This is a genomic window from Paraburkholderia caffeinilytica, assembly GCF_046030355.1.
GTDB lineage: Bacteria > Pseudomonadota > Gammaproteobacteria > Burkholderiales > Burkholderiaceae > Paraburkholderia > Paraburkholderia caffeinilytica_B.
Map to the genome: position 1 here is coordinate 31,785 of NZ_JAQQCQ010000029.1, position 23,487 is coordinate 55,271.

Here is a 23,487-nt window from a genome sequence, read left to right on the forward strand (position 1 = left end):
GAACGAAGGAATGAATACCATGCTGCTGGATCACATCGCCTGGGGCGCGCCGGACCTTGATGAGGGCAGTGCGTTATTTCAGGCGCTCACTGGTGTGACACCCGTCACCGGCGGAAGTCACGCAGGTTTCGGGACGCGCAACCGGTTGTCCAGTCTTGACGAAATAAGCTTCTTCGAAATTGTTGCGCCGGACCCCGCTCAAACGGAATCCCGAAGTGGTCTGGCTGTGTCCATCGGCGCACTCAGTCGTCCTGCGATTCTGAGCTATATGGTGCAGACCACTAATCTCGACGCAGCGTGCGTAGCCGCCGAAGCGTGCGGACTCATCGTGACAGAGAAACTTCCGATGTCACGCACGCGACCGGACGGCGTACGGCTTGCCTGGACGATTGCCAAGTTCAGTCACCCCGACTATGGCGCCGCCATTCCGTTCGCTATCGACTGGCAAGGATCGCCCCATCCGGCGGCAACCACGCCAGGCGGTTGCACCCTGAAGCGTTTTGCCGTCCTGCATCCGAAACCAGCCGGACTGGCGAGAATCTATCAGAAGATGTGCATCGACGTGGACGTGCACGGGGCGGTGGCTCCCGGCTTCGTCGCTGTGCTGGATACGCCGAATGGCGAAGTGTGCATGACGTCGAAGTGAGTTTGACTGCTCCCCTCATGACGAACCCTCCAACGCTGCCAACTCTTCACTTGCACCGATGAGCACTTCTGCTGCTGCCGCGCTCGATCATGTCGTTATCAACGTCCGCACTCGGCTTGACGAGGCGCAACAACTCTATCGCCGGCTCGGCTTTCATCTCACTCACCGCGGTCATCACTCGATCGGCACCAGTAACCATCTGGCCGTCTTTCAGAGCAACTATCTGGAACTGCTCGGGTATGTGGGACCCGACGCCGAGCCGCCGACAGATCTGGTCGACACGCCGGCCGGGCTGAGAGCCCTCGCGCTGAAGCCTAACGATCCGGCGGCTGTCGAAGCGCAGCTTGTCGCGAGGGGGTTACTGGCGGAGCCGCCGGCAGATTTTAGCCGACAGGTTGCTCATTCCGAGGGTATAGGCACTGCGCGCTTTCGCATCCTCAAGGTGCGGGGTGACTGGGTGACGGACGGAAGCATTTTCTACTGCCATCACTACACCCCCGACCTGGTCTGGCGCGACGAATGGCGCCAGCATCCGAATGGTGTGACCGACGTCATGGATGTGTTCGTCCGCACGCCGCACGCCGAGGACACTGCTGCGGCCTATGCGGAGGCCACCGGTGGCACGATCGCGAAAGACGTCGGCGACGGGACAGTTCATGTCGAGGCCGGCGGTGCACGCGTTTTTTTCATGTCGCCAGAGCAAGCGACCTTGTGCCTCGAAGTTGCTCCACCCGTGGCGGAATGGTCAGATCCCGCTGCGGACCAAATGGTGGGGCTGCGTCTGCTGACTGCTTCGATACTGATGACGCGCGAGGTGCTCTCTCACAACCAGATTCCCTTTCGCACGCTAAAAGACGGTTCGGTCCTTGTCGATGCGCGCAACGCGTTAGGTGTCGCGCTTATCTTCACCGATTCGGACGACTGAAGAAAGATTTTCATCCGTGCCTGGCAAGGCCGCGACACCGCATAGGAAAGCCATGAGTTTCCCAGAAAACGACGCGTTCGGCCGCTGGAATTGTTTCGCCGAGCGCCTTGGTGGTTCACGCACTCAACCCATGTGAATTCGCGCACCAAACGTGCAGTCCGCATTATGGCGAATCTGACCGTTCCAAAGACGTCTCGTCGCGCATGCTGCCGGCTCGACTGTGATCCCGTCCGTGAAGACCAGGAGGAATGAATTGTGGCAGAAATGATTTTTAATGCCTTCGTGATGAACACCGGCTCGCATATCCAACACGGGTTGTGGCGTCACCCGCAGGCGCGACAGCATGAGTTCGACGACATCCGTTTATGGATCGATATGGCGAAGACGCTTGAAGCGGGACTGTTCGATGCGATTTTCTTTGCTGATGTTGTTGGCCTGTATGGACCGGTGGATGGCGACTACGCAATCAACGCGCGCGAAGGACTGCAGATCCCGATCAACGATCCGTCGATTGTGCTGGCTGCGCTGGCCACGCATACCGAGCATCTCGGCCTCGCGTTGACCAGTTCAGTGTTGCAGGTCCATCCGTTCGAATTCGCGCGGCGCGCGTCGACGCTCGATCACATTAGCAGCGGGCGGCTCGCGTGGAACATCGTCACGTCGACACAGGAGAATGCAGCGCGTAACTTCGGCCTCGACAGGTTGACCGAGCATGACGAGCGTTATGTCTGGGCCGAGGAGTATGCCGACGTCGTTTACAAGCTTTGGGAGGGCTCGTGGGACGATGCGGCGCTTTTGAAGGACAAGGTCCGAGGCATCTTCTCGGATCACCGTGGAATCCACAAGATCCATCACATCGGCAAGCGTTATCGTGTCGAGGGACCACATCTGTCGGCACCGTCGCCGCAGCGCACACCGTTGCTGTTTCAGGCCGGCTCGTCGTCGGCGGGCGCGCAATTCGCCGCGCGCCATGCGGAAGCGCAGTTCATCTCGGCGCCGCATTTGCAGGCTGCGATCGACCTGACTTCGCGCACCCGCGCGATGATCCGCGCGAACGGGCGCAGCGATGCCGACGTCAAGTTTCTGCAGAGCTTCGCGTTCGTGATAGGCAGTACGGAAGAAGAAGCGCGACGCAAGGAGGCGGAACTTGAAAGTTATATCAGCGTCGACGGCTTCCTTGCCGCGTCGAATCTTGGCGTCTCCCAAGATACAGGCGAACCGTATCCGGCCGACACGTTGCTGGCCGATATCCGAACCAACGGGGCGCAAAGCCATATTGAATGGCTGCGCAAGATGCAGCCGGAGCGCGAGCCGACCATCGGCGATCTCGCGCTGCTGGTCGCACGTAGGCATCCCCGACTCGTCGGAACGCCGGAGACAATCGCTACGCAGCTCGCACAGTGGCAGCAGGCCGGCGTCGATGGAGTCAATCTAATCAACTGGTTGCTGCCGGGAACTTATGAGGAATTCAACGCATATCTGCTGCCCGAGCTGCAGAAGCGCGGATTAGCGAAACGCGAGTATCGGCGAGGCACGCTGCGCGAGAAGCTCTTCGGCCGCAGCCGTTTGCCGGATTCACATCCCGCCGCCCATTATCGTGGATTTTTTAGCACGCCCCGCGCAACTGATGCGGCCACAGATCCCGCTGGTTGAGCGAACCACGCGAGCGAAATGCGCCCGACGTGGCGCGCAAACGACCACACAATCATGGAGAGGGTAATGGGTTTGATCAAAGATGCCAATGACTTCCTGGCTGAACTTGAGGCCGAATATCAGATTCGGCAAGCGATACTGCGCTATTTTCGGGGCGCCGACCGGCTCGATTTCGAGCTGATGAAGTCCGCGTATCACGACGACGCCTATGACGATCACGGTGGCTATAAGGGCGATGTCCTAGGACTGATCGAATGGGTGAAGGCTCGGCACCAAGCGGTCGATCCGTCCAAGGCCGTCGATCAGAGTCTGCACATGGGTGGTAGCTCGCTGATCGAATTCGTCGACGGCAAGGCATTCGTCGAGACTGCCGCGATTCTGGTCCAGCATGGCCGAGTCGGCATCTTGCATTTCTCGACGCACAAGCCGGTGTACCACCGATACACGTTCGGCGTGCGGTACGTCGACCGCTTTGAACAACGCGACGGACAATGGAAGATCCAGCACCGCGTAGTCGTGTTCGAGTGGGCCGACGAACAATTGGCGGAATTGAACCTCGGTGCTGACTGGGAAACCGCGAGGCGATCACAAGACGACATGGTGTTTCGCGCGCGCAAGCTGGACGCATGAGCCGGGGTGGTCCGCTAATTTTCCCGTATTTAAAATTCAACGATAAGGATAGCTTATCGTTAGAGACGGTGTAAACGGAGAGGGACAGTACGATGCAATTGAATTTGGCGGGAAAGACTGCACTGGTGACCGGTGCTAGCGCCGGGATTGGGAGAGAAATTGCTTGTTGTCTGGCGGCTGAGGGAGTGCATCTCGCGCTCACCGCGCGCCGCGAGGCGTCATTGCGCGAGTTCGCGGCCGATCTGAAGGCGGCCGGAGCGCAGCAAGTCGCGGTGATTCCGGCCGATATCTCCGAGCGCGCCAGTCATCCGCTGGTGGCGTCAGCAGCAACCGAAGCGCTAGGGCGGGTCGACATCGTGATTAATTGCGCGGGCGCTTCGCGGCCAATCGATCTCGATGCCGACGACGAAATCTGGGACGACTCGTTCGCGCTGAACTTCACGGCCGCCCGGCGGCTCACAAAGTTGTTGTTGCCGGGGATGCAGGCGCGCCGCTGGGGACGGGTGATCAGCATCAGCAGCTCAGGTGAGCCGCGCAGCCTCAACGCAGCGGGCGTCGCAAAGGCCGCGATGCACGCCTGGGCCAAGGGTCTTGCCAGTGCAGTCGCAAAAGACGGCGTGACGGTCAACACAATCGCGCCGGGCCGGATCTGGAGCGAGCAGGTCCGCGAGCGGGTACATCTGAACGAGCAGGAACGTCAGGCGTTCATTGCCGCCAACATTCCGATCGGGCGATTTGGCGAGCCGGAGGAACTCGCGGTGGTCGCGACGTTCCTGGCGTCGCCGCTCGCTTCTTATGTGACTGGTACCGTGGTTCCGGTCGATGGTGGGATGCGGCGTTTTTCGCTCTGAACGAGGCTCGCGTATCACCGGGACGTGGCTGGGACCGGCATATCGCGCACAAGGTAGATCAATCACAACGCATTGAAAGGAGAGGGTAAGTGCAGCCTGATCAGCAAGACCTACAGTACGCCACATCACGCGCGCTGCGCCGGATCGTGCCGTTCATCACGCTGATGTTCATCCTGTCGTTTCTTGACCGTGTCAATGTCAGCTTCGCGAAGGCGGGTTTGCAGCAGGCGACCGGGATGAGTGACGCGGCGTTCGCGTTCGGGCTTGGACTGTTCTTCGTCGGCTATGCGCTGTTCGAGACGCCGAGCAATATCGTAATGCATCGGGTCGGCGCGCGGGTCTGGCTCGCACGGATCATGATCACATGGGGTCTCGCGTGCGCGGCGACGATGTTCGTCACCAGTACGCCGCTCTTCTACGTGATGCGTTCGCTGCTCGGGATCGCTGAGGCAGGCTTCTTCCCCGGTGTGCTGTATTACTTTACATACTGGTTTCCTGAGCGGGTGCGGGCGCAGGCGGTCGGCCGACTATATTACGGGTTGTCGCTGGCGTTCGTGATCGGTGGCCCGGTTTGCGGTGCGCTGCTCGATCTCGATGGCCTTGGTGGGCTGCATGGTTGGCAATACATGTTTTTGATCGAAGGGCTGTTCACAAGCATCGTCGGCCTGGCCGGGCTCTGGTATCTAATCGATCGGCCGGCCGATGCAAAATGGCTAACCCCGATGCAGCGGCTGGCGCTCGAAGAGGAACTCGCGCGGGAGATTCGTGCGTACCAACAGGTGCCGGAGAGCAGCGCATGGCAATTGCTGCTGAACGCGAAAGTGTTGTACTGCTCGCTGATCTTTTTCATCAGTGGGATTGGTCTCTATGGAGTGACGTTTTTTCTGCCGTCGCAGATTGCGCAACTTATGCATCGGAACATGGGCTTTGTCTCCGGCTTGGCCAGCGCGGTGCCGTGGATCTGCGCGTTCGCACTCACCGCGACGATTCCACGCTGGTCTGATCGAACGGGTGAACGGCGCTATACGTCCGCCGCCTGTATCGCTCTCGGAGTGTTCGGGATTTTGCTGGCCGGCGGGGCGTTCGGCCCGGTCGGCGGCTTCATCGGGCTGTGTATCGCGACAGCGGGAATTGTCGCGGCGCAGCCCGTTTACTTTGCGCTGCCGGCGTCATTCCTCTGCGGACGCGATGCAGCCGCTGGCCTCGGGATCATCACTTCGGCTGGCTCGATCGGTGCGTTCGTCGCCCCGAATCTGCGCGTCTGGGCCGAACACTACTTCAATGCACATGCGTCCGGCTTGTATGTGATTAGCGCGACGCTCGGCCTGAATGTGCTGCTGTTGCTTTGCTTGCCGTTCGTCGGGATCGGCGACGCGCGCATGCGGGTGAACCCCGATCCGCTCGCGCGCTGAAACTCGGCCGCGCTGGCGCCGATCACCGATGCGTGGTCGGCCAAGATAGTTGAGGTTTTTGAGAGCAGATCGGTGCGGTTCGCTAGTAGCATGTTGACCACGTTCGGGATGTACTCCACGGTCGTTGGCGGGCGCCGGGATCGCCCAATTCGGTGAAGACCAGTCGGGCGTCGTCAACAAGAACGCGCGTCTAGTCGAATTCGCTGCCGCGGTATGCCTTGCTTAGCGCCGACGTGGCGACGCTATCGGTACCGTAACCCAGCATGAGCTCCGTAAAGTCGGCTCCGAGGGGCACAGACCAAGAAACGGCATAGATTGCGTGGTGGGTTTGCTGACCGGCTGATGACAAGGGTTGCAGTTAACTTTGCTCCCGACCGCCGCATGGGAGGCGCGTTATCGATGCGAGCTATGACGCTCATATTTTTGTTCGAATTGTGTCGCGCGAATCACTCACGCTATGTTGTCTGCGTCGTCTTGAAAAGAGTCCAAACGATACTTGGACTCTATCCGTTAGCGAGCTTGATTCGAGTATTCATCTTGAATCTCGGTACTTAACCGAGCTAGGACAATTTCATGAAACGGCATAAGTCACGCGCGAACTGAGTCCGATGAAAAACAAAGCCATAAACATCCAACAGCGGTTCCGGCCGCAGAGCCTCTGCATGTCGACTTCATAAGGAATAGATCAATGGAGACCAGTCAATCGCTCAATGTCGAGGTAATTGACAACAGTGAGCAGTATCGTCGTGATTATCGAAATGCAATGGCGCGTCTGGGTGCGGGGACGAACATTGTGACCACGGACGGTTCGGCCGGACGTGCGGGGTTTGCGGCGACAGCCGTTTGCAGCGTCACGGATACTCCGCCGACGTTACTGGTCTGTCTCAATCGTGGTTCATCCGCATACGCGGCGGTACATGGCAACCGTACCCTATGCGTCAATGTGCTAGGCGGGGAACATGCTGAGCTGTGTCGGATCTTCGGCGGCGGTACTCCCGTTGATCAGCGTTTTGACACGGTCGCTTGGGCCGCATCGGAAACCGGGTGCCCTCGGCTGCCCGATGCACTGGTCTCCTTCGATTGCCGCATTAGTTCGATGACGGCTTGCGGCACGCATGACATCGCACTCTGTGAAGTTCAAGCGATTACCATTGGAGAGGCTAAATCAGCGCTGATCTATTTCGAGAGGCGATATCACGCTATTTGTCGTGAAGGGGAGCTGTAGTGACTCGGGCTCCTGCTGTCTTCGCGCAAGATCCTGTGGCAGCCCTGCGCGTTTGTCTTGAACTTTGAGACGAAGGATGCGTATGGTGGATGCCATGTAGCTATACGGATGTTTTTCCTTATAGCCCCCTCAATCTCTTTAAAATCAGAATAGTTCTGCTGCGCTGTCCACGCAGTCCTTTCGTTGCTAGCCTGAAGGCCACGGTTTTCAGGCTGGCCCGGGATAAGGCGCGAGTCGGGACCTTACCTCACACTGATCCCCGTTCGCGTCCGGTCTGGTTGGCAATACTACTTGACCCTCCCTTTAGTACGATACGCAGTGAATCGAAATTCCTTAGCAATTGCTCAGATCCGGCCTTGCGACGCAGTCATTGATGCCTGGGCCGTATGAACGAAAGGAATCCAGATGGCGATTTTCGAAGCTAACTTCATTCTGCACATCAACATGGTTCGTAGCGGTCTCACGGGAAAGAGCCGATCATCCTCCTTCACCCGGTTGGATTGGACCTCACGTACTGGGGTGATCAAATTGCCGCCTTTTCCCGAGACCACGATGTAGTCGCGTTTGACTTACCCAATCACGGGAGGTCGGGAGCACTGAGTCAGCCGCCGACTTTCGATCTGCTTGCCGGCGTTCTCGAGAGCGTGCTTGGAAGAATCGGAGGGAAACCGGCCCATCTGGTCGGCGTGTCAGTAGGGGGCATGATTGGACAGGCGTTTGCACTTCGCAGGCCCGCCCTTGTGAAGTCATTGACGTTGGTCGCTACTCTTTGCACATTCTCCGACGAAGTGCGAGCGACATTGCGGGAACGCGCAAACGTCGCAAGAACGTCAGGTATGGACCGCATCGCTGAACTTTCCAACGCCCGTTGGTTTACAGGCGATTTCGGTCTTCGACGTCCCGACCTGCTTGACCGCACGACCAAATCTCTTCTTCTTCAGGACCACGAATTCCACGTGTCCATGTGGGGCATGCGCGTGTACCACACGAGCAGACGAGTCTTTGAACCAGTGGTGGAGAATGCGGATAGCCTGCAGCATATGCCGATACGTTTGTTTCTCCGTACCGGCACATCTGTGATTCTCTTTGAGAAATCAGCGAACCCATGATCTGGTTGCTGCGTTCGACGCACACTGCGCCGAGATCGAAGCTGAGGCAAGCGTTTTCTTGACGAATGCGATTCGCGAAACGCTGCCTGCTGAGGACCGCGTTCCGCGGAAGTGCCGCAGATACCGAAGTAACGACGATTTTGGCCTATGGTGTACCGGGTGTTCCCCTGCGCCGCTTTGCCGCCGAAACATTCGCCAGCTTCCTGCTGCGCTCCCGAATCAATTCGGTCAGAATTTGTGCTTCCGGCGAAAGTGGGACACCCGCCAGTGTGATGAGCCCGAGTCTGAGTGGGCGAATCCGGTCCTCGATCGGCAGCGCGGCAATCCGGTCTGGCAGATGTTCATAGAGCGGAGGAACCAGCAGGCCGAGCAGATTGCTTTCCGCGATGCTCGCCTGCACGCAGGTGATCGCATCGCAATGCATATCAATTCGTGGTGGCGGCAAACTGTGCTCAAGAAAGAGCTCCTCGACCGTTGAGCGATTTTTGCTGGTGGCCGCGCCTACGATCCATGCAGATCCAGTGAGATCAGTAAGATGTCGGCAGTCAGCTAATGGATGATTTTTCCGACCCACCACGCGAAGCGGATAGGCGATCAACTCCTCGAAGTGAAATGCCCGCGTGTCCTTTCCGCCAGGTGGAATCTGCGCGAGGATAAATTCAAGGCCCCCCTCCCGAAGATAAGAAGCAAGGTCGTGGAACTGCCCCTCCGTCACGCTCAGATGCACCCCGATTACGTTGCTCTGCAACGAGGTGAAAATCGGTCCGACGAGTTCGGTGGCGGCAAGGGGCGACGCGCCGATCGCAATGGAAGCGACCGCGCGGCTATTGATTTGCGCCATCTCGGCCTCGGCGCGGCGAATATGATTGGTGATGGTGCGGGCATGGACCAGCAGCGCGCGTCCGGCAGCCGTCAAGGTCGTACCACGCGCCGTACGATTGACTAGCGTCGCACCCAGGTCCTGCTCGAGTTCAGCGATTCGCGCGCCTAGCGCCGGTTGGGTCAGACCCAATACTCGCGCAGCACCACGAATACTCCCCTCGTCGACCAGAGCAATCAGCGCATTCAACTGATGAATTTTCATTGCAGTGCGGAAAGAAGAGAGATTCTTTTTATCACCGTCGTTTGCCACCGTCCATAGTAGACGCGAAGTTTGCGGGGGTATTTACCCTAACGACGGGTAGTTACGAAACGAACAGGTGAAAGATTTTATTTATCTCTATTAGCAGGCTCTGTCTGGTAGGTGCCGTCGGCGCGAGATAACCTTTAATCACGCTAATACGGAGACATGCTAATGAACACCAATCCCGTCGTCCTCCCGCAAACTCTAACCGTGAACCCTGTCGCGGCATCATGGTTCGAAGACCTCACACCTGAATTGCTCGACAAATGCGTCGAACTCGGCGTCGGGGTCATCGGTTGCACGGCCAACGATACGTGGGACGACACGCTTGAGTGTATGGAAAACCTCCAGACGGTAAAGCGCGTCATCGAAAATTATCCGAATGCTTCCATCATCACGCGACGCGAAGATCTGCACAGTCTTCAATCGGGGCATGTCGGTGTAGTGCTGGGCTTCCAGAATCCGAAAGGCTTGAGCGATAGCCTGAATTTTCTCGAAGCGTTCATTGATATGGGGTTGCGCTGCTGCTCCCTGGGGTTTCGCGACAACAGCTATTACGGCTGCGGCTTTTCTGCACCTGTCGATACGGGTTTGAGTCACATCGGTAGTCTGGCCGTCCGGACCATGAATCGCCGGGGCGTGATCATCGACCTTTCGCACTCAGGAGACAAGACTGCGCTCGATGCAGTGGAAGCGTCCGAGCATCCCGTCATCTTTTCCCATTCGCTTGCCCGTGAGTTGATGGCACGTGGACCAAAGATCGAATGGGCTGGTGTGAAGAATAACGCCGTCCTGCGCGCGGCACCCGACGAACTGCTCGTCGCCGCAGCAAAAAAGGGCGGTGTGATCTGCCCGGACGCGCGCGTTGCCGGCGACATTGAATTGCTGCTCAAGCATGTTGATTACATGGTGCGGCTCGTGGGAATTGACCACGTCGGTATTTGCGCGCAGGACGACTGGCATCGTTCACGCAAGGACGTGCATCGCATCCAGCCGTATCTACCGGGCTATGATTCTGTCGCCGGCAAAACCGAGCGCAAGTTTGGCAGCGAGTACCGCATCTACCGGATGGAAGACCAACTGGGTCCCGACGTGCTCACGGCTGGTCGCCTCGGCGCGCAGTTGGCGGATATCTATGGCGCGGGCGACACAGCAAAGATCATGGGTGGAAATGTTCAGCGTGTGCTGGAAACGGTTCTGCAATAACTGCCTGTATGGCATCGCGAAAGGACATGAGCATGTCAGACAGCACATTACTCAGCGACCGATTGCATCCCGACCTCCGGGAGCGCGTCGCACGCATGCAGGCACCGACGGCCAGGCCAGCGCATTTGCAGGATCCCGCCGAGGTGCGTGCCGCTTTCATGGCTGCGCGCAAGCCCTTGCAGAGAATTGCTCAAGGGCTCGACATCGAGGACGGGTTCATCGAACGTGCTGATGCACCGATTCCCATTCGCACCTATGTGCCACGCGATGAGCGGCTGCTTCTTGCAGCCTTCGCATATTTTCATGGAGGCGCCTTCACGACAGGTGACCTGGACAGCCATGACGCGATTGCCTGCCAGCTCGCGTTGCAAGCGCGTTGTGCCGTGGTTAGCATCGACTATCGCGTGATGCCCGAGCATCGCTTTCCGGGAGCCTTTGACGACGCGGTGCACGCGCTGCGCTGGCTGCCAGGCTGGGCCGAGCGCCTCGGTATCGGCGAGATGCGAATCGCGGCGGGCGGTGACAGCTCGGGCGCCAATCTGGCGGTCGCGGCTGCGCTCGAACTTGGGGGCGAGTTGTGCCTCAGGGCGCTGTGGCTCGCCTATCCGTTCATTGGTGTCGACTTCAATACGCCGTCGTACCAGGAGAATGCAGAGGCGCCGCTACTGACGCGCGCGCGTTGCCAGCGCATTCTTGCCGATTATGCCGCGCGCCCGATAACGGATAAAGATTGGCGCATCGCGCCGCTCCTTCACCGCGATCTCAGCGGCTTGCCGCCCGTCGTTGCAATAGCGGGCGAACTCGATCCACTGCGCAGCGATGCCGAGATACTTCTGGAGCGGATCCCCGCGAATGCTGGTTCGGTGCTCGTCGAGGCGGAAGGGATGCCGCACGGCTTTCTGCGCTGGATCAACGAGAGCGAGCCCTGCGCGGCGGTGGCCAATGCGAGCTTCACTACGTTACGCGCACTTCTCAAGGCGTGACACGTTTTCCAGGGAGACGAATTTTGAATGCATGTATCACAACTGTTCGCGATCAACTGGCTTCGGACGGTGTTTTGCGCGTGGGACTGAATCTCGCCAACCCGCTACTGGTATCTGGCTTCAGCGAGTTCGGCGGTTGGCAGGGTGTCGCACCTGACCTCGCGCGAGCGGTTGCGGCGGAACTGGGTGTCCCGATACGCTTTATCCCCTATGACACGCCCGCTCTGCTGGCCGCTGCTGCGGACCGGGACGAATGGAGCATCGCGATGATTGCTGCGGATCCGGCCAGAGCTGCGGCCATCGCCTTTACGGACCCGTACAGCCGGATAAGCGCACATTACCTGGCACCGGCGTCGTCCTCCATGCGGATGGTGACCGACGTCGACTGCGCCGGTCTGCGGATTGCTGCGTTCGAGGGTAGCGCATACGGTCTGTGGCTTGAGCGGAACATCCAGCACGCGACGCTGGTGCGGGTCGCGAGCTTTGACCACGCATGGGCTTGTCTCGAGTGTGGGCAGGCGGACGTCGCTGCGGGTCTTGCCGTGCAGTTACACGAAATCGAGGCGTCGCGTGAGGATTTCCGGATGCTGAGGCCTGCCTTCATGACGGTCAACCAGGCGCTGGCGATTGCCGGCCATCGTCCCGAACCACTTGTCTTCCTGCAGCATTTCTTGCAAAAGGCACGCGCGAGCGGCCTTATCCCATCGTTGATCCGCACGCATGGAATCGTAGGATTGGAGGCGATCATGGACTAAGCGTCGTCCAAACGCGAGGAGACGGGACGCCGCGCGCGTCACTGAAACTACCAAAAAAATGTCGGAGACAAATATGGATATGGGTGGATCGACCACTGAAGCCTATGGGCTGCCTGACGAGCGCAAACCAAGCCGCTTCCAGATCATTGCGCTGGCGCTATGCGGCCTGTGCGTGGTGATGGATGGCTTCGACGTGCAGGTGATCGGCTACGTTGCTCCGACCATCATCCGCGACTGGGGGATGGCGAAGGCGGATATCGGCGTGGTTTTCAGCGCGGGGTTGCTCGGTCTCGTGATGGGCTCGTTCGGTCTATCGATGCTCGCGGACCGGATAGGTCGCCGCCCGCTGCTGATTGCGACCATGTCGCTGCTAGGCGTCTTCTCGATTTTGACGGGACTTGCGAACTCCTTGCCGGAGCTGATGCTGTTTCGCCTGCTGAGCGGGCTCACGCTTGGATCTATATTACCCAATGCGATGGCGCTTGCCGGAGAGTACAGTCCACCCCGGCATCGGATCTCCGCGATGATGATGGTGTCGGTCGGCTTTACGGTCGGCGCCGTACTGGCTGGTTTTCTGTGCGCGCTTCTGATGCCGAAGTTCGGCTGGAGAAGCGTGTTCTTCGTTGGCGGCATCATTCCGCTCGTTAGCGTGGTTCCGATGGTCCGCCATCTGCCGGAATCGATCCAGTTTCTGCTTGCACGCAACCGGTTAGCGGCTGCCGACAAATGGCTTGAGCGGACCGGTCAGCCGACGCCTGATCACGATGCAACCGCAGCGCAGCAGCCTTTCGAGGCGAAACGGACGATTCCCATTGCGAGTCTTTTTTCGGACGGGCGCGGTTTCACCACGTTGAGATTATGGATTGCCACTGGCCTGAATCTCGTTGCGGTGGCCTTTCTGTCTAATTGGGTGCCGACGCTGGTCCTCGACCTGCACGCGACGCAGTCGACCGCCATCCTGGCCGGGACGGTGCTTCAGACGGGCGGTGCGCTCGGCGCACTCGTCATGGGTCGTCTGATCGACCGTCGCGGTTTTCGCGCGATACTCGGGCCGGCCTTTGTGCTGTCGGCGATCTGTCTCGCGTCGTTCGGCATTCACGGCGCTAGACTGTCTATCCTACTGATGGCGATATTCGTCGTCGGCTTTTGCATCGTTGGGGGACAGTCGGGTCTGAATGCGATGGCTGCCGCCTATTATCCGCCATACGCGCGAGCAACCGGTATCGGATGGTGTGTCGGCGTAGGGCGCCTCGCATCGGTATTCGCTCCGCTTCTTACCGCAATGGCAATCCGCGACGGGTTAACGTCTGGCACCATATTCATGCTGGGCGGTGTGGTTCCGCTCCTTTGCGCGGTGATCATGGCATCGCTTAGGATAAGTTCGTCATCCATATCGTATTGACTGTCGAATCGGGATGCAAAACGGTCTTTAGGACAGTCTACAAAACTATATTTTGAGGTTTGGAGAGTCAGGATGAAAGTCTTGAGGATAGCGCTCGCGTGTGCGCTTTGCATCTACGTGCCTTTCGCGGCGGCTGATAGCGTTACGCTTTATGGCAACCTGGACACAGGGCTCGAATACGTGTCACATGTCGGCGCGAATGGGAACAATTTGTTTCGCATGCCTGGCGTGACGGCATCGCTGCCGTCATTCTGGGGATTCAAGGGCGTCGAAAATCTTGGCGCTGGTTATAGTGCTGAATTCACCTTGGAAAGCGGTTTCGATGTCCGATCTGGCGTGTTGGGACAGGGTGGCCGCCTCTTCGGTAGGCAGGCTTGGGTCGGCCTGAATACGCCGTATGGGCGCTTCGCTTTCGGCCGTCAATACACTGCACTTTATTATGCGCTGTTCTCGAACGACGTAATAGGTCCGTCGATTTACAGCGCCGGTTCGCTCGATGCGTATCTTGCGAGCGCAAGAAGCGACAACACGGTCTCCTATCTCTGGAGCGCGTCGGACTTCACAGTAGCGGGCACGTATTCGTTTGGACGTGATTCAACGGGTACGGGAAACACACCTGGACAGGGCACGTGCGTAGGAGAAAATGCGGCATCGTTCACGCAATGTACGCAATGGTCTGCCATTGCAAAATACACCGGCCCAAGCTTTGGTGTGATCGTTGCATATGACGAGCAGCATGGCGGCCCGGGCGCCTATGCGAACTTCTTCGATGGCATAGCGCCGGAACCCTTGAGTGTCGGTGCTGATGTGGACCGGCACCTTTTGGCCAGCGGGTATGTGAACGTGGCGAAGCTGATTTTTTCGGCGGGCTGGATCTCGCGCACGGTGGATTTCTCGAAGATGGTTCCTTCCACGGTGCGTACCGACCTCTGGTTCGCTGGCACGTCATGGACTGTCGCACCTGACATCATATGGGCGACGCAGGTGTACCGCATTGTGAACGCGGAACATGACACGCGCGCCACGCTCGTCACAACACGGGCCACGTACCAGTTGTCAAAGGCTTCTGCCGTATATGTGCAGGTTGGCTACCTCGCGAATAGCGCGCATGCGGCATACAGCGTCAGCACGGGCGGCGGCGGCACGACGCCGCTGCCGGGTACGAACCAGACGGGTGCGATGCTAGGTATTCGCCATTTCTTTTGATTCGCAGGGACATGACCATGCGAAAGCCCTGCACCGTCATGGGTGAGCAAGGGTGTTGCGTAGAGGTATTCCCTCTGGAGTAAACGGCATGCGTATCTTGCAATTACCTACTTCGGTTCAGGGCGAGTTCATATCCCAGCTGAGTGTCGGTGAGCCGCCGCATGCCGCACCACATAACGGTACTGCCTGGAGGCGCATCGCTGGCTTGGGCGAGATATTCCCCAAGCTGGGCGACCTTGACCAGGTTTCGCGGGAGTGGCGATGCTTGCGCGGTAAGCGGCAAGTCGGGGACCACGCGTTCGAGCAATTCTATCTCCGTTGAACTGAAGACTGGTTTTCAATCGCTTTCCCGGACGGTTTTGTTAGAGAATGAAAGGGACTTCCCCGTCCCGAGGCTGCGGCGGAGGCCGCGACGTGACCATCGAGGGACTGTTTCGGGTCCAGAGTGTGTGAAAACGCATTGATCGCCTAAACTGAATCAACGCACTCAGACCGGGCGACTCATGAAGCGATTCGTTGAAGGCGATGACTGTTGATTTGCACCGAATCCTGACCACGCGAGGTGCGGACAAAATCCTGGTAATGAGATGGTCGCCCCCACCTCGAACGGTTACGCTTAAGGGGTCTTTCCACCGAGGAGGCCATCATACAAGGTACGACGCTGGTTGGAATCGATCTGGGGAAGCATTCATTTCATCTGCATGGCCAGAGCCGCACGGGCACACAGACGCTTCGGAAAAAAGTGACGCGCAAGCAATTGCTCGAATTGTTCGTGACAGCCAAAACTTGCACTGTGGTAATGGAAGTGTGTGCGGGATCGCATCATATGGCACGTACGCTTGCGGCGCTAGGGCATACGGTTAAACTCATTTCACCGCAGTTCGTTAAGCCGTTTGTGAATAGTAACAAGAACGACTTCGTTGACGCCGAGGCCATCTGCGAAGTAGCCGCGCGGCCCGTCATGCGATTCGTCACGCCCAGGACTGAAGCCCAACAGACGTTTTCCGCCTTACACCGCGTTCGTGAGTCGTTCGTGCAAGACCGCGTAAAAACGGTAAATCAAATCCATGGGTTCCTACTTGAGTTTGGCATCAGCCTGCCAGTTGGCAACGCCGTTATTGCCCGTTTGCCTGCCGTTCTGTCAGAGCATTCGTTGCCACCAAGAATGGTAAGCATCCTTGAACGCTTACACGCACACTTTGGTTACCTTAGCGAGCAAATCGCCGAGTTGGACAAGGAAATGGGGCGCCAGTTCGCCGAGGATGATCTCGGCACCCGCCTGATGACAATCCCGGGAGTTGGCCCCGTCACTGCCAACCTGCTTGGTATAAGCAAGCGTGGAAACAAAACTATTCGACGTCTGCTAGTTCAATGCGCAAGGGCCTATATGCGACGCCTGGAATACGAATGGTGTCATGATCTGCCGGCCGCCTACGTCCGTTCGACGCCAAAGTATTCGGTCGAACAAAAGAACGCGGCCGTCGCGTATTCCGTCACACAGGGCCTGAACCCTTCATCCACATAGACCGACATGGCAATCTCCCGCCGAACGTCCGAGTCATCAGGATGACAAGTCATAAGCTGGCGGTATGTGGGAAAACCGGCATTTGCAATGAAATGGACGAGACTTTGTCCGGTCTCGCGAGCGCGAGCGTTGCCCGCCGCCGTCACGCGTCTGCGCCGGCAGAAACAGCGCACGACGTGAGAAAGGCGCCGTGCCGCTCACGCCACCTTGCGCGCGTTCGTCCAGGACCACAAATCGGCCGGCGACAACGCTTTCGAGAACAGAAAGCCCTGCAGTTCGTCGCAACCGATCGTGCGCAGGATGCGCGCCTGATGCTCGCTCTCGACACCCTCGGCGACCACGCGCAGACCCAACTCGTGCCCCAGTTCGATGATCGCGCGGACGATGGCGAGGTCCGCGCGGGCATCGAGCATGTCGAGCACGAATGCCCGATCGATCTTGAGCCGGTCGAGCGGAAAGCGGTTCAGATAGCTGAGGCTCGAGTAGCCGATGCCGAAATCGTCGAGCGAGAGCTTGACCCCGAGCGCGCGGATCGCGTTGATCATGGTGAGATAGTTCTCCGCGTTGTCCATCAGCACGGTTTCGGTGATCTCGAGTTCGAGCCGCCACGGGGCGACGCCATGCCGCGCGAGACTGTCCGCGAGCGTGCCGATCAGGTCCGGATCGCGCAACTGGATCGCCGAGAGGTTGATCGAGACGCGCAGCGGCGTCATGCCTTCGGCGTCCCATGCGGCAATCTGCTGGCAGGCTTCGTTTATCACCCACGCGCCAATCGGAATGATGAGCCGCGTATCTTCCGCGACCGGAATGAACTGCGCGGGCGACACGATGCCGATCTGCGGGCTGTTCCAGCGCAGCAAACCTTCCACGGCCACCAGTTCGCCCGTATGCGCATCGACGCACGGCTGGTACTCAAGGCGGAACTCGTGCATTGCGATCGCACTGCGCAGGCAGGCTTCGAGCGTCAGCCGGTAGCGGGTGCGCTCGGCGATGTCGGGCGCGAAGAACTTAACGAGGTTGCGCCCGGCGCCCTTCGCCTGGTACATCGCGGCGTCGGCGTTCTGCATCAGCGTCTCGATGTCCTCGCCGTCGTCAGGGAACAGCGCCACACCCACACTGCACGACACCTGCAGCGTGACGCCGCCGACCTCGTGTGGCTGGCGCACGAGCGGCAGCAAACGCTCCTCGATCGTGCGCGTGACGTCCGCCGCGTTGCTGACGCTGTTCAGGATCACCGTGAATTCGTCGCCGCCGAGCCGGCTTACCGTGTCGTTGGTGCGCACGGCCTGCAACAGGCGTCGCGAGACCGAGCGCAGAAGGCTGTCGCCGATGTGATGGCCCAGCGAATCGTTGATGTTCTTGAAGCGGTCGAGGTCGATGAACAGCACCGCGACGCGCTGTCCCGTGTGGCGCGCGTTGCCGAGCACGACACCAAGGCGCTTCACGAACAGCTCGCGGTTCGGCAACTCCGTCAGCACGTCGTGTTCGGCGAGGAACTGGATGCGCGCCTCGCTCTTCTTGCGGTCGGTGATGTCGATCAGCGTGCAGATGTAGTGCGACAGGTTCGCGCGCCGGTCGCGCACCGCGCTCACCATCAGCCACGCCGGATAGTCGCTGCCCGCGCGCCGCCGTACGTGCGCTTCGCCATGCCATACGCTCAGGCGATCGACGGAATCGATCACGGCCGGAAGAATGTCGTCGTGCTCTTGCGTGCCGAACAGGAAAGCGGGTTCCTTGCCCGTCACGTTGTCGGCGCGATATCCGGTCGCGCGATAGAACGATGCGTTTGCGGTTACGAGCCGCCGTTGCGCGTCGAGAATCAGGATGGCTTCGGATGACGCCTCGAACACCTTGCCCCACAATTCGAGGCGCTGTTCCATCAGCTTGATCTGGTTGATCGGTGTGAAGGCGGTCAGCACGGCGTCGCGCCCCTGGAAGTCGAGACGCCGCGCCGACAGCATTGCCCAGGTGGATTCTTTGGCCGCCTTCCAGTGCACCTCGAATTCGTCGACCGCCTCGCGGTCGGAGAGCTGCTGGAAGAAACGCGCGCGCACCTCCGAGTCGAGACCGACGGCCCACGGATCGACCGTGCAGCCATTCAGCCAGTAAAGCGCGGGCTTGTTCGCATGCAGCACCTCATGCCCCGGGATCGCCGTGACGACCATCGGCACCGGAGTCGCCTCGACCAGCGCGTACTGCGCGGCCGACGCGCGCGCTGTCGCCGCGAGCTCCTTCTGCACGTCGCGCTCGCGATCGAGCTGCGCGAGCATGTCGTTGAAGCCTCGCACGAGCTGGCCGATCTCGTCCTGGCTATGCCATCTGGCGCGCAGCGAGTGGTCGCCCGTGCGCCGCACCGTGTCCATCACGCGCGCGAGCTGGCGCAGTGGCCGCGAAATCTGCTGCGCGACGAAATACACCATGCTCAGGATCGCGCACAGCAGGAACAACGCCGTGCCGAGGTGCAGCCACATCCGCTCGAAGAGGCCGCGCACGCGTTCATGCAGCAGTCTTTCGAGCTGATTGCCGGTCGCGCTCCACGCGTCGCTCACGCTCATCACCACGCCCTGCTGCGCGGCATCGAGCGCCGTGAGCGTGGCGGCATCCGAGTTGGCGTCGACTGCCGCACCGGCCACGCGGCGATATGCGTCGATTGCGGCGAGCATGTGCGTGATCGGTGGACCGATGGTTCTGGTCAGCGTGGCGTTCGTGGCCGCTGCCTCCGCATAGTCGGAACGCAGACCCTGCAACACCGCGTCGAGTTGGCCTTCGAGCACGAGGTAGCGGGTTCGCATCTCGTCGTGGCTCATCCGTGCGGTGCGAAGACTCGCGCCGGCATCGTGCAGATGGCGGCCGATCCGGTTGACGTCGCTGAGCAGCTCCGGATAGCGCAGGATCGACAGCGACATCGAGTAGTAGCTGTCGAGGTCCGGGTCCAGAATCAGGTTCGACTGGTTGCCGACCCGCGTCACCAGTTCGCGTGTCGCTTCGAGCCCGCCGTCCACCGTCGCGGCGGTCGCGTGCGGCGCGGCGCTGGCCGTGAGGGCCGCCAGCACGCGCGCATTGATTTCGGCGCTCTGCATGTTCGCGCCATAGCGGCGCTCCGCGTCGGCGAGCCAGCTCGCCGTGCGTTGCAATTGGGCCGGCGTCTGCGGCTTTCCGGCCCCCGCGAGCGCAAAATCGACGAGCGCGTCGTGCACGGCCGCGACGTAGGCATTGCCGACCAGCTCCTTGTCGGAGAAGTCGATCGCAATGTATTTCTCGTGGATCAGGATGCCGCTGATGTACAGCACTGCACTCAGGTCGAGCAGATAGATCAGCAGCAGCTTGCGGCCGACGCGAAGGCGCCCGAGAAACCGGAAGAACAGGTTGCGTTTCATGGGCGTTGCCGCTCGAGCGCAAAGTTTTCACCGCGGGCGCCATAAGCCAGACGTTTCACTGCGTTTCTCCATGCGGGGAACGCCGGACCCTGGGTCAGGTCCGGAAGCGGGAAAACCCCCTAATCATGGTATCGACCAGTTGGCGAACTTCTTTAGTCTTCGCTTAAAACTCACCGGGACGGTGCCGGAAACGCTGCATGACGGTGCGGATATCGAGGTTGGTGCACCCTCTCTCAGCGCGGCGCCGCGTCGAGCCGCACGATCCAGCCTTCGGTTTCCTTGCTCTCGGCCGGATAACGCGTCAGCACGGCCGGGTCATGGCCGGGCACGACGTGTTGCGCGGAGTCCGCCAGTTCGTGCGCGCGACGATAGCCTTCGATCATGTCGCCCACGTTGTACACGGCGGGGAACGGGCGGTTCTGCTCCATGTTCGCGTACAGGTGCGATGCATCGGAAGCGAGCACGACCCAGCCACGCTCCGTATGCACACGCACCACCTGCAGACCGTCCGTATGGCCGCCGACGCGGTGCACGCTCAGTCCTGCGGTGAGGTTCGATGCGCCGTCGTGAAACGCCACCCGGCCGTCGAAAACTCGGCCGACCATGGATTTGACGTCTTCCGGATCGAACGGGTGGTTCAGTGCGCCATGACACATGCAGCGGCCCGTGCAATAGGCCATTTCGCGGTCCTGCACGTGGTAGCGCGCTTTCGGGAAGAGCGAACGGTTGCCGGCGTGGTCGTAGTGCATGTGCGTGATGATCACGTCTTCGACCGTGTCGGGGCGAATGCCGATCGCGCCGAGCCCGTGTTCGACGGAGTGCGTGATGGTGCGGCGGCGTTTCATACCGCCTTCGACGTCGAAACCCGTGTCGACGAGGAAGGTGCGGCTTTCGCCGACCACCGCCCACACGAAATAGTCGAGAGGCATGTTCACATCGTGCGGATCGCCGCCAAGGAAGTTGTCGCGAGCGGGACGGTCGTGATGCGCATACTTGATGGCGTAAATCTTGTAGTTTTCGGGTGCGGCTGTCATGGCAGCTGTCTCCTGTTCCCAATGTATGAGAGCGCTATCATAGCAAGCAGCCGGCAGCTTGTGTTGTGTCGTTGCGGGCACGCTTGGAGCGGTGCCCGGCTTCATCAGTCGCCGCAAACCCGCGCGGAACGGCGCCTGGCATACGCTACAATCGGCTATCAAATCAAAGAGCCGGATGGGCGAGTGAAAAAGCGTGTGACGGCCGTCGAGGACGGGAAGATCAGGTTGGCAGGCGGTCCGGGCGGCGAAGTGAAAACCGCGTCGAAAGCCGCGCGAAAAACGGGCAAGGGCGCGGGCACGACTGCGGCCAAGACACGCCCGGGCGGGCAGGCGGTGCGCATGATCGACGTTGCGAAGGCGGCGAACGTGTCCCTGATGACGGTGTCGCGCGCGCTCAACGAACCTGAACGGCTCTCGAAGGAAACCCGCAAGCTAGTGCTCGATACGGTGCGCCGCATAGGCTATGTTCCGAATCACATTGCATCGAATCTCGCGTCGGCGCGCTCGAATGTGGTCGGGCAGATTGTTCCGAGCATCCAGAACTCGTTGTACTCGCATAGCATCAAGGGTTGTGCCGACGTGTTGCGCTCCGCGGGCATGCAGTTGTTGCTGGCCGACAGCGGCTACTCGCTCGAAGAAGAAGAGGCGCTGATCGATGCGTTCATCGCCCAGCGCGTGTGCGGGCTCGTGCTGCACGACACCGTGCATACGCCGCGCGCCGTCCAGTTGATCCGCGCCGCGGGCATTCCCATCGTCGAAACGGGCGACCTGGCTCGCACGCCGCTCGACATGGCTGTCAGCTACTCGAATTTCAACGCGGCCAAGGAAATGACGCTGTATCTGGCTGGGCGCGGCTACAAGTCGATCGGGTTTGTCTGCCTCACCACCAAGAACAACATGCGCGCCCGCGAGCGCCTGAAGGGCTACTACGCGGCGCTCGAAGCGCTCGGCCGTGAGCGCAGCCCCGGCCTCGTGCGCGAAGTGGAGGGCGGTCTGACCTCCGGCGCACATGCGATGGTGGACATGATGCAGCGCGTGCCCGAAGTAGACGCGATCTTCTTCGCCGGCGACGTGCTCGCGGTCGGTGCGCTGTTCGAAGCGCAGCGGCGTAACTGGAAAGTGCCGGAGCGCATCGCGATTGCCGGTTTCGACGATCTCGACATCTTGCGCCACACGGTGCCGCGCCTGACCTGTCTGAACCTGCCTCGCCTGGAGATCGGCCGGCGCAGCGCCGAAGCGCTGCTGCAAAGAATGCGCAATGAACCTGTCGTGCCGGCCAGGCTCGATCTCGGTTTCGAAATTATCCAGCGCGAAAGTACCTGAAGCAGCGGTTTCGTCGACGGTGAACACATGGGGCGCACAATGCGCCCCTTTCTTTTTGTGCCGTTCGAAAGGCTTGCCGCGCCGCGCTGTCATGCCCGTCCGGCGCTGCCGCGCCCAGTTCCGTCGTACTCTCTTTTGTCTGCTCCCGGGCAATTCCCCAGGTTGCAGCGCTGCGCCTTTTCGGTTAAGTTAGCGCTATCATTCAGGAGCGGCGAACGTTTGTGTTTCGCCTGCTGCCTGGCAACGGGCATGCTTTCGACAGGGAAAATCGCGGAATGAAGGGGAGAATTGCACTCGTAACAGGCTCGTCGCATGGGTTGGGTCTAGCGATGGCCGACGCGCTTGCGGGCGCCGGCTGCCGGGTCGTGCTGCACGGCGTCGAGACGCCCGAGCAGGTCGAGCCGGCGCGCGCAGCCTTCGAGCAGAAACACGGTTATCGCGCGGATTATCTGCAGGTGGATCTCGGCGATGCGCGAGCCGTCGAGCGGATGATGTTCGAGACGATCGAACTCGTCGGCGCGATCGACGTGCTGATCAACAATGCGGTGGTGCGCCATTTCGCGCCGATCGAAGCGTTTCCCGTCGACAAATGGGAGCAGGCGCTCTCGGTGAATCTGAGCGCGGCGTTTCACACCATCCGTCTGGCGCTGCCGGGCATGCGCGAGCGCGGCTGGGGGCGCATCTTCAATATGACCTCGGTGTACGGCATGCGCGGCACGGTCAATCGTGTCGATTACGTGACCACCAAATCCGCGCTGCTCGGTCTGACGCGCGCGGTGGCTGCCGAAACAATGGGGCAGGGCATTACCTGCAATGCGGTCTGTCCGGGCGCCGTGCATACGCCGACCAGCGAAAACCGCATCCAGGTGCTGATGGAAGAGGAGAGACTCGACCGCGAAACGGCGATCGAGCGCTTTCTGACCGGCAAACAGCCGACCGGCCATTTCGTGCAGGCGTCGCATGTCGCGGATCTGGTGGTATTCATGTGCAGCGACGCGGCGGCGGAGATGACGGGCGCGATGCTGCCAGTCGATGGCGGCTGGCTGGCAACATAACTTGCCTATTCATGTGTTAGCGCTATCCGGAATTGCCCGCTCAACGA

Annotated in this window: 19 protein-coding genes; 16 read left to right on the forward strand and 3 right to left on the reverse strand. The window is 60.1% G+C overall.

Features of this window, described 5'->3' with window-relative positions; genetic code table 11:
* The first annotated feature begins 10 nt into the window (after positions 1-10).
* From PQQ95_RS31580 to PQQ95_RS31615, 8 genes are all read left to right on the forward strand, one after another.
* Positions 11-646 (forward strand): VOC family protein, encoded by a 636-nt coding sequence (locus PQQ95_RS31580; protein WP_408444926.1) that lies wholly within the window; start codon positions 11-13, stop codon positions 644-646.
* A 58-nt stretch (positions 647-704) separates the two neighbouring features.
* On the forward strand, positions 705-1,571 hold the full coding sequence (locus tag PQQ95_RS31585; protein ID WP_408444928.1) for a VOC family protein: 867 nt from the start codon (positions 705-707) through the stop codon (positions 1,569-1,571).
* A 264-nt stretch (positions 1,572-1,835) separates the two neighbouring features.
* Positions 1,836-3,224 carry an NtaA/DmoA family FMN-dependent monooxygenase gene (locus PQQ95_RS31590; RefSeq protein ID WP_408445062.1) on the forward strand — a complete coding sequence of 463 codons (1,389 nt, stop codon included), beginning with the start codon at positions 1,836-1,838 and terminating at the stop codon, positions 3,222-3,224.
* 66 nt (positions 3,225-3,290) lie between these two features.
* On the forward strand, positions 3,291-3,854 hold the full coding sequence (locus PQQ95_RS31595; RefSeq protein WP_408444930.1) for a nuclear transport factor 2 family protein: 564 nt from the start codon (positions 3,291-3,293) through the stop codon (positions 3,852-3,854).
* A 92-nt stretch (positions 3,855-3,946) separates the two neighbouring features.
* Positions 3,947-4,705 (forward strand): SDR family NAD(P)-dependent oxidoreductase, encoded by a 759-nt coding sequence (locus tag PQQ95_RS31600; RefSeq protein WP_408444933.1) that lies wholly within the window; start codon positions 3,947-3,949, stop codon positions 4,703-4,705.
* Positions 4,706-4,794: 89 nt separating this feature from the next.
* Positions 4,795-6,117 (forward strand): MFS transporter, encoded by a 1,323-nt coding sequence (locus PQQ95_RS31605; protein WP_408444935.1) that lies wholly within the window; start codon positions 4,795-4,797, stop codon positions 6,115-6,117.
* Between the two features lie 688 nt (positions 6,118-6,805).
* Positions 6,806-7,342, forward strand: a complete 537-nt coding sequence (locus tag PQQ95_RS31610; protein ID WP_408444937.1) for a flavin reductase — start codon at positions 6,806-6,808, stop codon at positions 7,340-7,342.
* 479 nt (positions 7,343-7,821) lie between these two features.
* Positions 7,822-8,451, forward strand: a complete 630-nt coding sequence (locus PQQ95_RS31615) for an alpha/beta fold hydrolase (protein ID WP_408445064.1) — start codon at positions 7,822-7,824, stop codon at positions 8,449-8,451.
* Positions 8,452-8,596: 145 nt separating this feature from the next.
* Here the strand turns inward: PQQ95_RS31615 and PQQ95_RS31620 are convergent, their stop codons facing one another.
* Positions 8,597-9,535, reverse strand: a complete 939-nt coding sequence (locus PQQ95_RS31620; protein WP_408444940.1) for a LysR family transcriptional regulator — start codon at positions 9,533-9,535, stop codon at positions 8,597-8,599.
* A gap of 210 nt (positions 9,536-9,745) precedes the next feature.
* Between PQQ95_RS31620 and PQQ95_RS31625 the strand changes: the two genes are divergently transcribed.
* The 6 genes from PQQ95_RS31625 (at position 9,746) to PQQ95_RS31650 (ending at position 16,651) form a co-directional block, all read left to right on the forward strand.
* Positions 9,746-10,780 (forward strand): dipeptidase, encoded by a 1,035-nt coding sequence (locus tag PQQ95_RS31625; RefSeq protein ID WP_408444942.1) that lies wholly within the window; start codon positions 9,746-9,748, stop codon positions 10,778-10,780.
* A gap of 158 nt (positions 10,781-10,938) precedes the next feature.
* A complete protein-coding gene (locus tag PQQ95_RS31630) occupies positions 10,939-11,763 on the forward strand; it encodes an alpha/beta hydrolase (RefSeq protein WP_408444944.1) in 825 nt (274 codons plus the stop codon).
* 23 nt (positions 11,764-11,786) lie between these two features.
* The gene (locus PQQ95_RS31635) at positions 11,787-12,518 is read left to right on the forward strand and encodes a transporter substrate-binding domain-containing protein (protein ID WP_408444946.1); all 732 of its coding nucleotides are present in this window, start codon (positions 11,787-11,789) and stop codon (positions 12,516-12,518) included.
* A gap of 73 nt (positions 12,519-12,591) precedes the next feature.
* A complete protein-coding gene (locus PQQ95_RS31640; protein ID WP_408444949.1) occupies positions 12,592-13,920 on the forward strand; it encodes an MFS transporter in 1,329 nt (442 codons plus the stop codon).
* A 72-nt stretch (positions 13,921-13,992) separates the two neighbouring features.
* The gene (locus tag PQQ95_RS31645) at positions 13,993-15,126 is read left to right on the forward strand and encodes a porin (protein WP_408444952.1); all 1,134 of its coding nucleotides are present in this window, start codon (positions 13,993-13,995) and stop codon (positions 15,124-15,126) included.
* A 646-nt stretch (positions 15,127-15,772) separates the two neighbouring features.
* Positions 15,773-16,651: an IS110 family RNA-guided transposase gene (locus PQQ95_RS31650; RefSeq protein ID WP_408445068.1), complete on the forward strand. Its 879-nt coding sequence runs from the start codon at positions 15,773-15,775 to the stop codon at positions 16,649-16,651.
* Between the two features lie 197 nt (positions 16,652-16,848).
* On the opposite strand, the gene PQQ95_RS31655 is transcribed toward PQQ95_RS31650, so the two are convergent.
* Positions 16,849-20,028, reverse strand: coding sequence for a bifunctional diguanylate cyclase/phosphodiesterase (locus PQQ95_RS31655; protein WP_408444954.1), 3,180 nt, complete (start codon positions 20,026-20,028; stop codon positions 16,849-16,851).
* A gap of 233 nt (positions 20,029-20,261) precedes the next feature.
* Positions 20,262-21,062, reverse strand: a complete 801-nt coding sequence (locus PQQ95_RS31660; protein WP_408444957.1) for an N-acyl homoserine lactonase family protein — start codon at positions 21,060-21,062, stop codon at positions 20,262-20,264.
* 183 nt (positions 21,063-21,245) lie between these two features.
* Here PQQ95_RS31660 and PQQ95_RS31665 point away from each other — a divergent pair, with 183 nt between their 5' ends.
* A complete protein-coding gene (locus PQQ95_RS31665; RefSeq protein WP_408444959.1) occupies positions 21,246-22,385 on the forward strand; it encodes a LacI family DNA-binding transcriptional regulator in 1,140 nt (379 codons plus the stop codon).
* A 275-nt stretch (positions 22,386-22,660) separates the two neighbouring features.
* Positions 22,661-23,440 (forward strand): SDR family oxidoreductase, encoded by a 780-nt coding sequence (locus PQQ95_RS31670; RefSeq protein ID WP_408444962.1) that lies wholly within the window; start codon positions 22,661-22,663, stop codon positions 23,438-23,440.
* The last annotated feature ends 47 nt before the right edge of the window (positions 23,441-23,487 follow it).

What these genes read in the sequence shown, in the direction of transcription:
- PQQ95_RS31580 (WP_408444926.1), top strand. Translation starts at nt 11, where the DNA reads ATGAATACCATGCTGCTGGATCACATCGCCTGGGGCGCGCCGGACCTT.
- PQQ95_RS31585 (WP_408444928.1), top strand. Translation starts at nt 705, where the DNA reads ATGAGCACTTCTGCTGCTGCCGCGCTCGATCATGTCGTTATCAACGTC.
- PQQ95_RS31590 (WP_408445062.1), top strand. Translation starts at nt 1,836, where the DNA reads ATGATTTTTAATGCCTTCGTGATGAACACCGGCTCGCATATCCAACAC.
- PQQ95_RS31595 (WP_408444930.1), top strand. Translation starts at nt 3,291, where the DNA reads ATGGGTTTGATCAAAGATGCCAATGACTTCCTGGCTGAACTTGAGGCC.
- PQQ95_RS31600 (WP_408444933.1), top strand. Translation starts at nt 3,947, where the DNA reads ATGCAATTGAATTTGGCGGGAAAGACTGCACTGGTGACCGGTGCTAGC.
- PQQ95_RS31610 (WP_408444937.1), top strand. Translation starts at nt 6,806, where the DNA reads ATGGAGACCAGTCAATCGCTCAATGTCGAGGTAATTGACAACAGTGAG.
- PQQ95_RS31620 (WP_408444940.1), bottom strand. Translation starts at nt 9,535, where the DNA reads ATGAAAATTCATCAGTTGAATGCGCTGATTGCTCTGGTCGACGAGGGG.
- PQQ95_RS31625 (WP_408444942.1), top strand. Translation starts at nt 9,746, where the DNA reads ATGAACACCAATCCCGTCGTCCTCCCGCAAACTCTAACCGTGAACCCT.
- PQQ95_RS31630 (WP_408444944.1), top strand. Translation starts at nt 10,939, where the DNA reads ATGGCTGCGCGCAAGCCCTTGCAGAGAATTGCTCAAGGGCTCGACATC.
- PQQ95_RS31640 (WP_408444949.1), top strand. Translation starts at nt 12,592, where the DNA reads ATGGATATGGGTGGATCGACCACTGAAGCCTATGGGCTGCCTGACGAG.
- PQQ95_RS31645 (WP_408444952.1), top strand. Translation starts at nt 13,993, where the DNA reads ATGAAAGTCTTGAGGATAGCGCTCGCGTGTGCGCTTTGCATCTACGTG.
- PQQ95_RS31655 (WP_408444954.1), bottom strand. Translation starts at nt 20,028, where the DNA reads ATGAAACGCAACCTGTTCTTCCGGTTTCTCGGGCGCCTTCGCGTCGGC.
- PQQ95_RS31660 (WP_408444957.1), bottom strand. Translation starts at nt 21,062, where the DNA reads ATGACAGCCGCACCCGAAAACTACAAGATTTACGCCATCAAGTATGCG.
- PQQ95_RS31670 (WP_408444962.1), top strand. Translation starts at nt 22,661, where the DNA reads ATGAAGGGGAGAATTGCACTCGTAACAGGCTCGTCGCATGGGTTGGGT.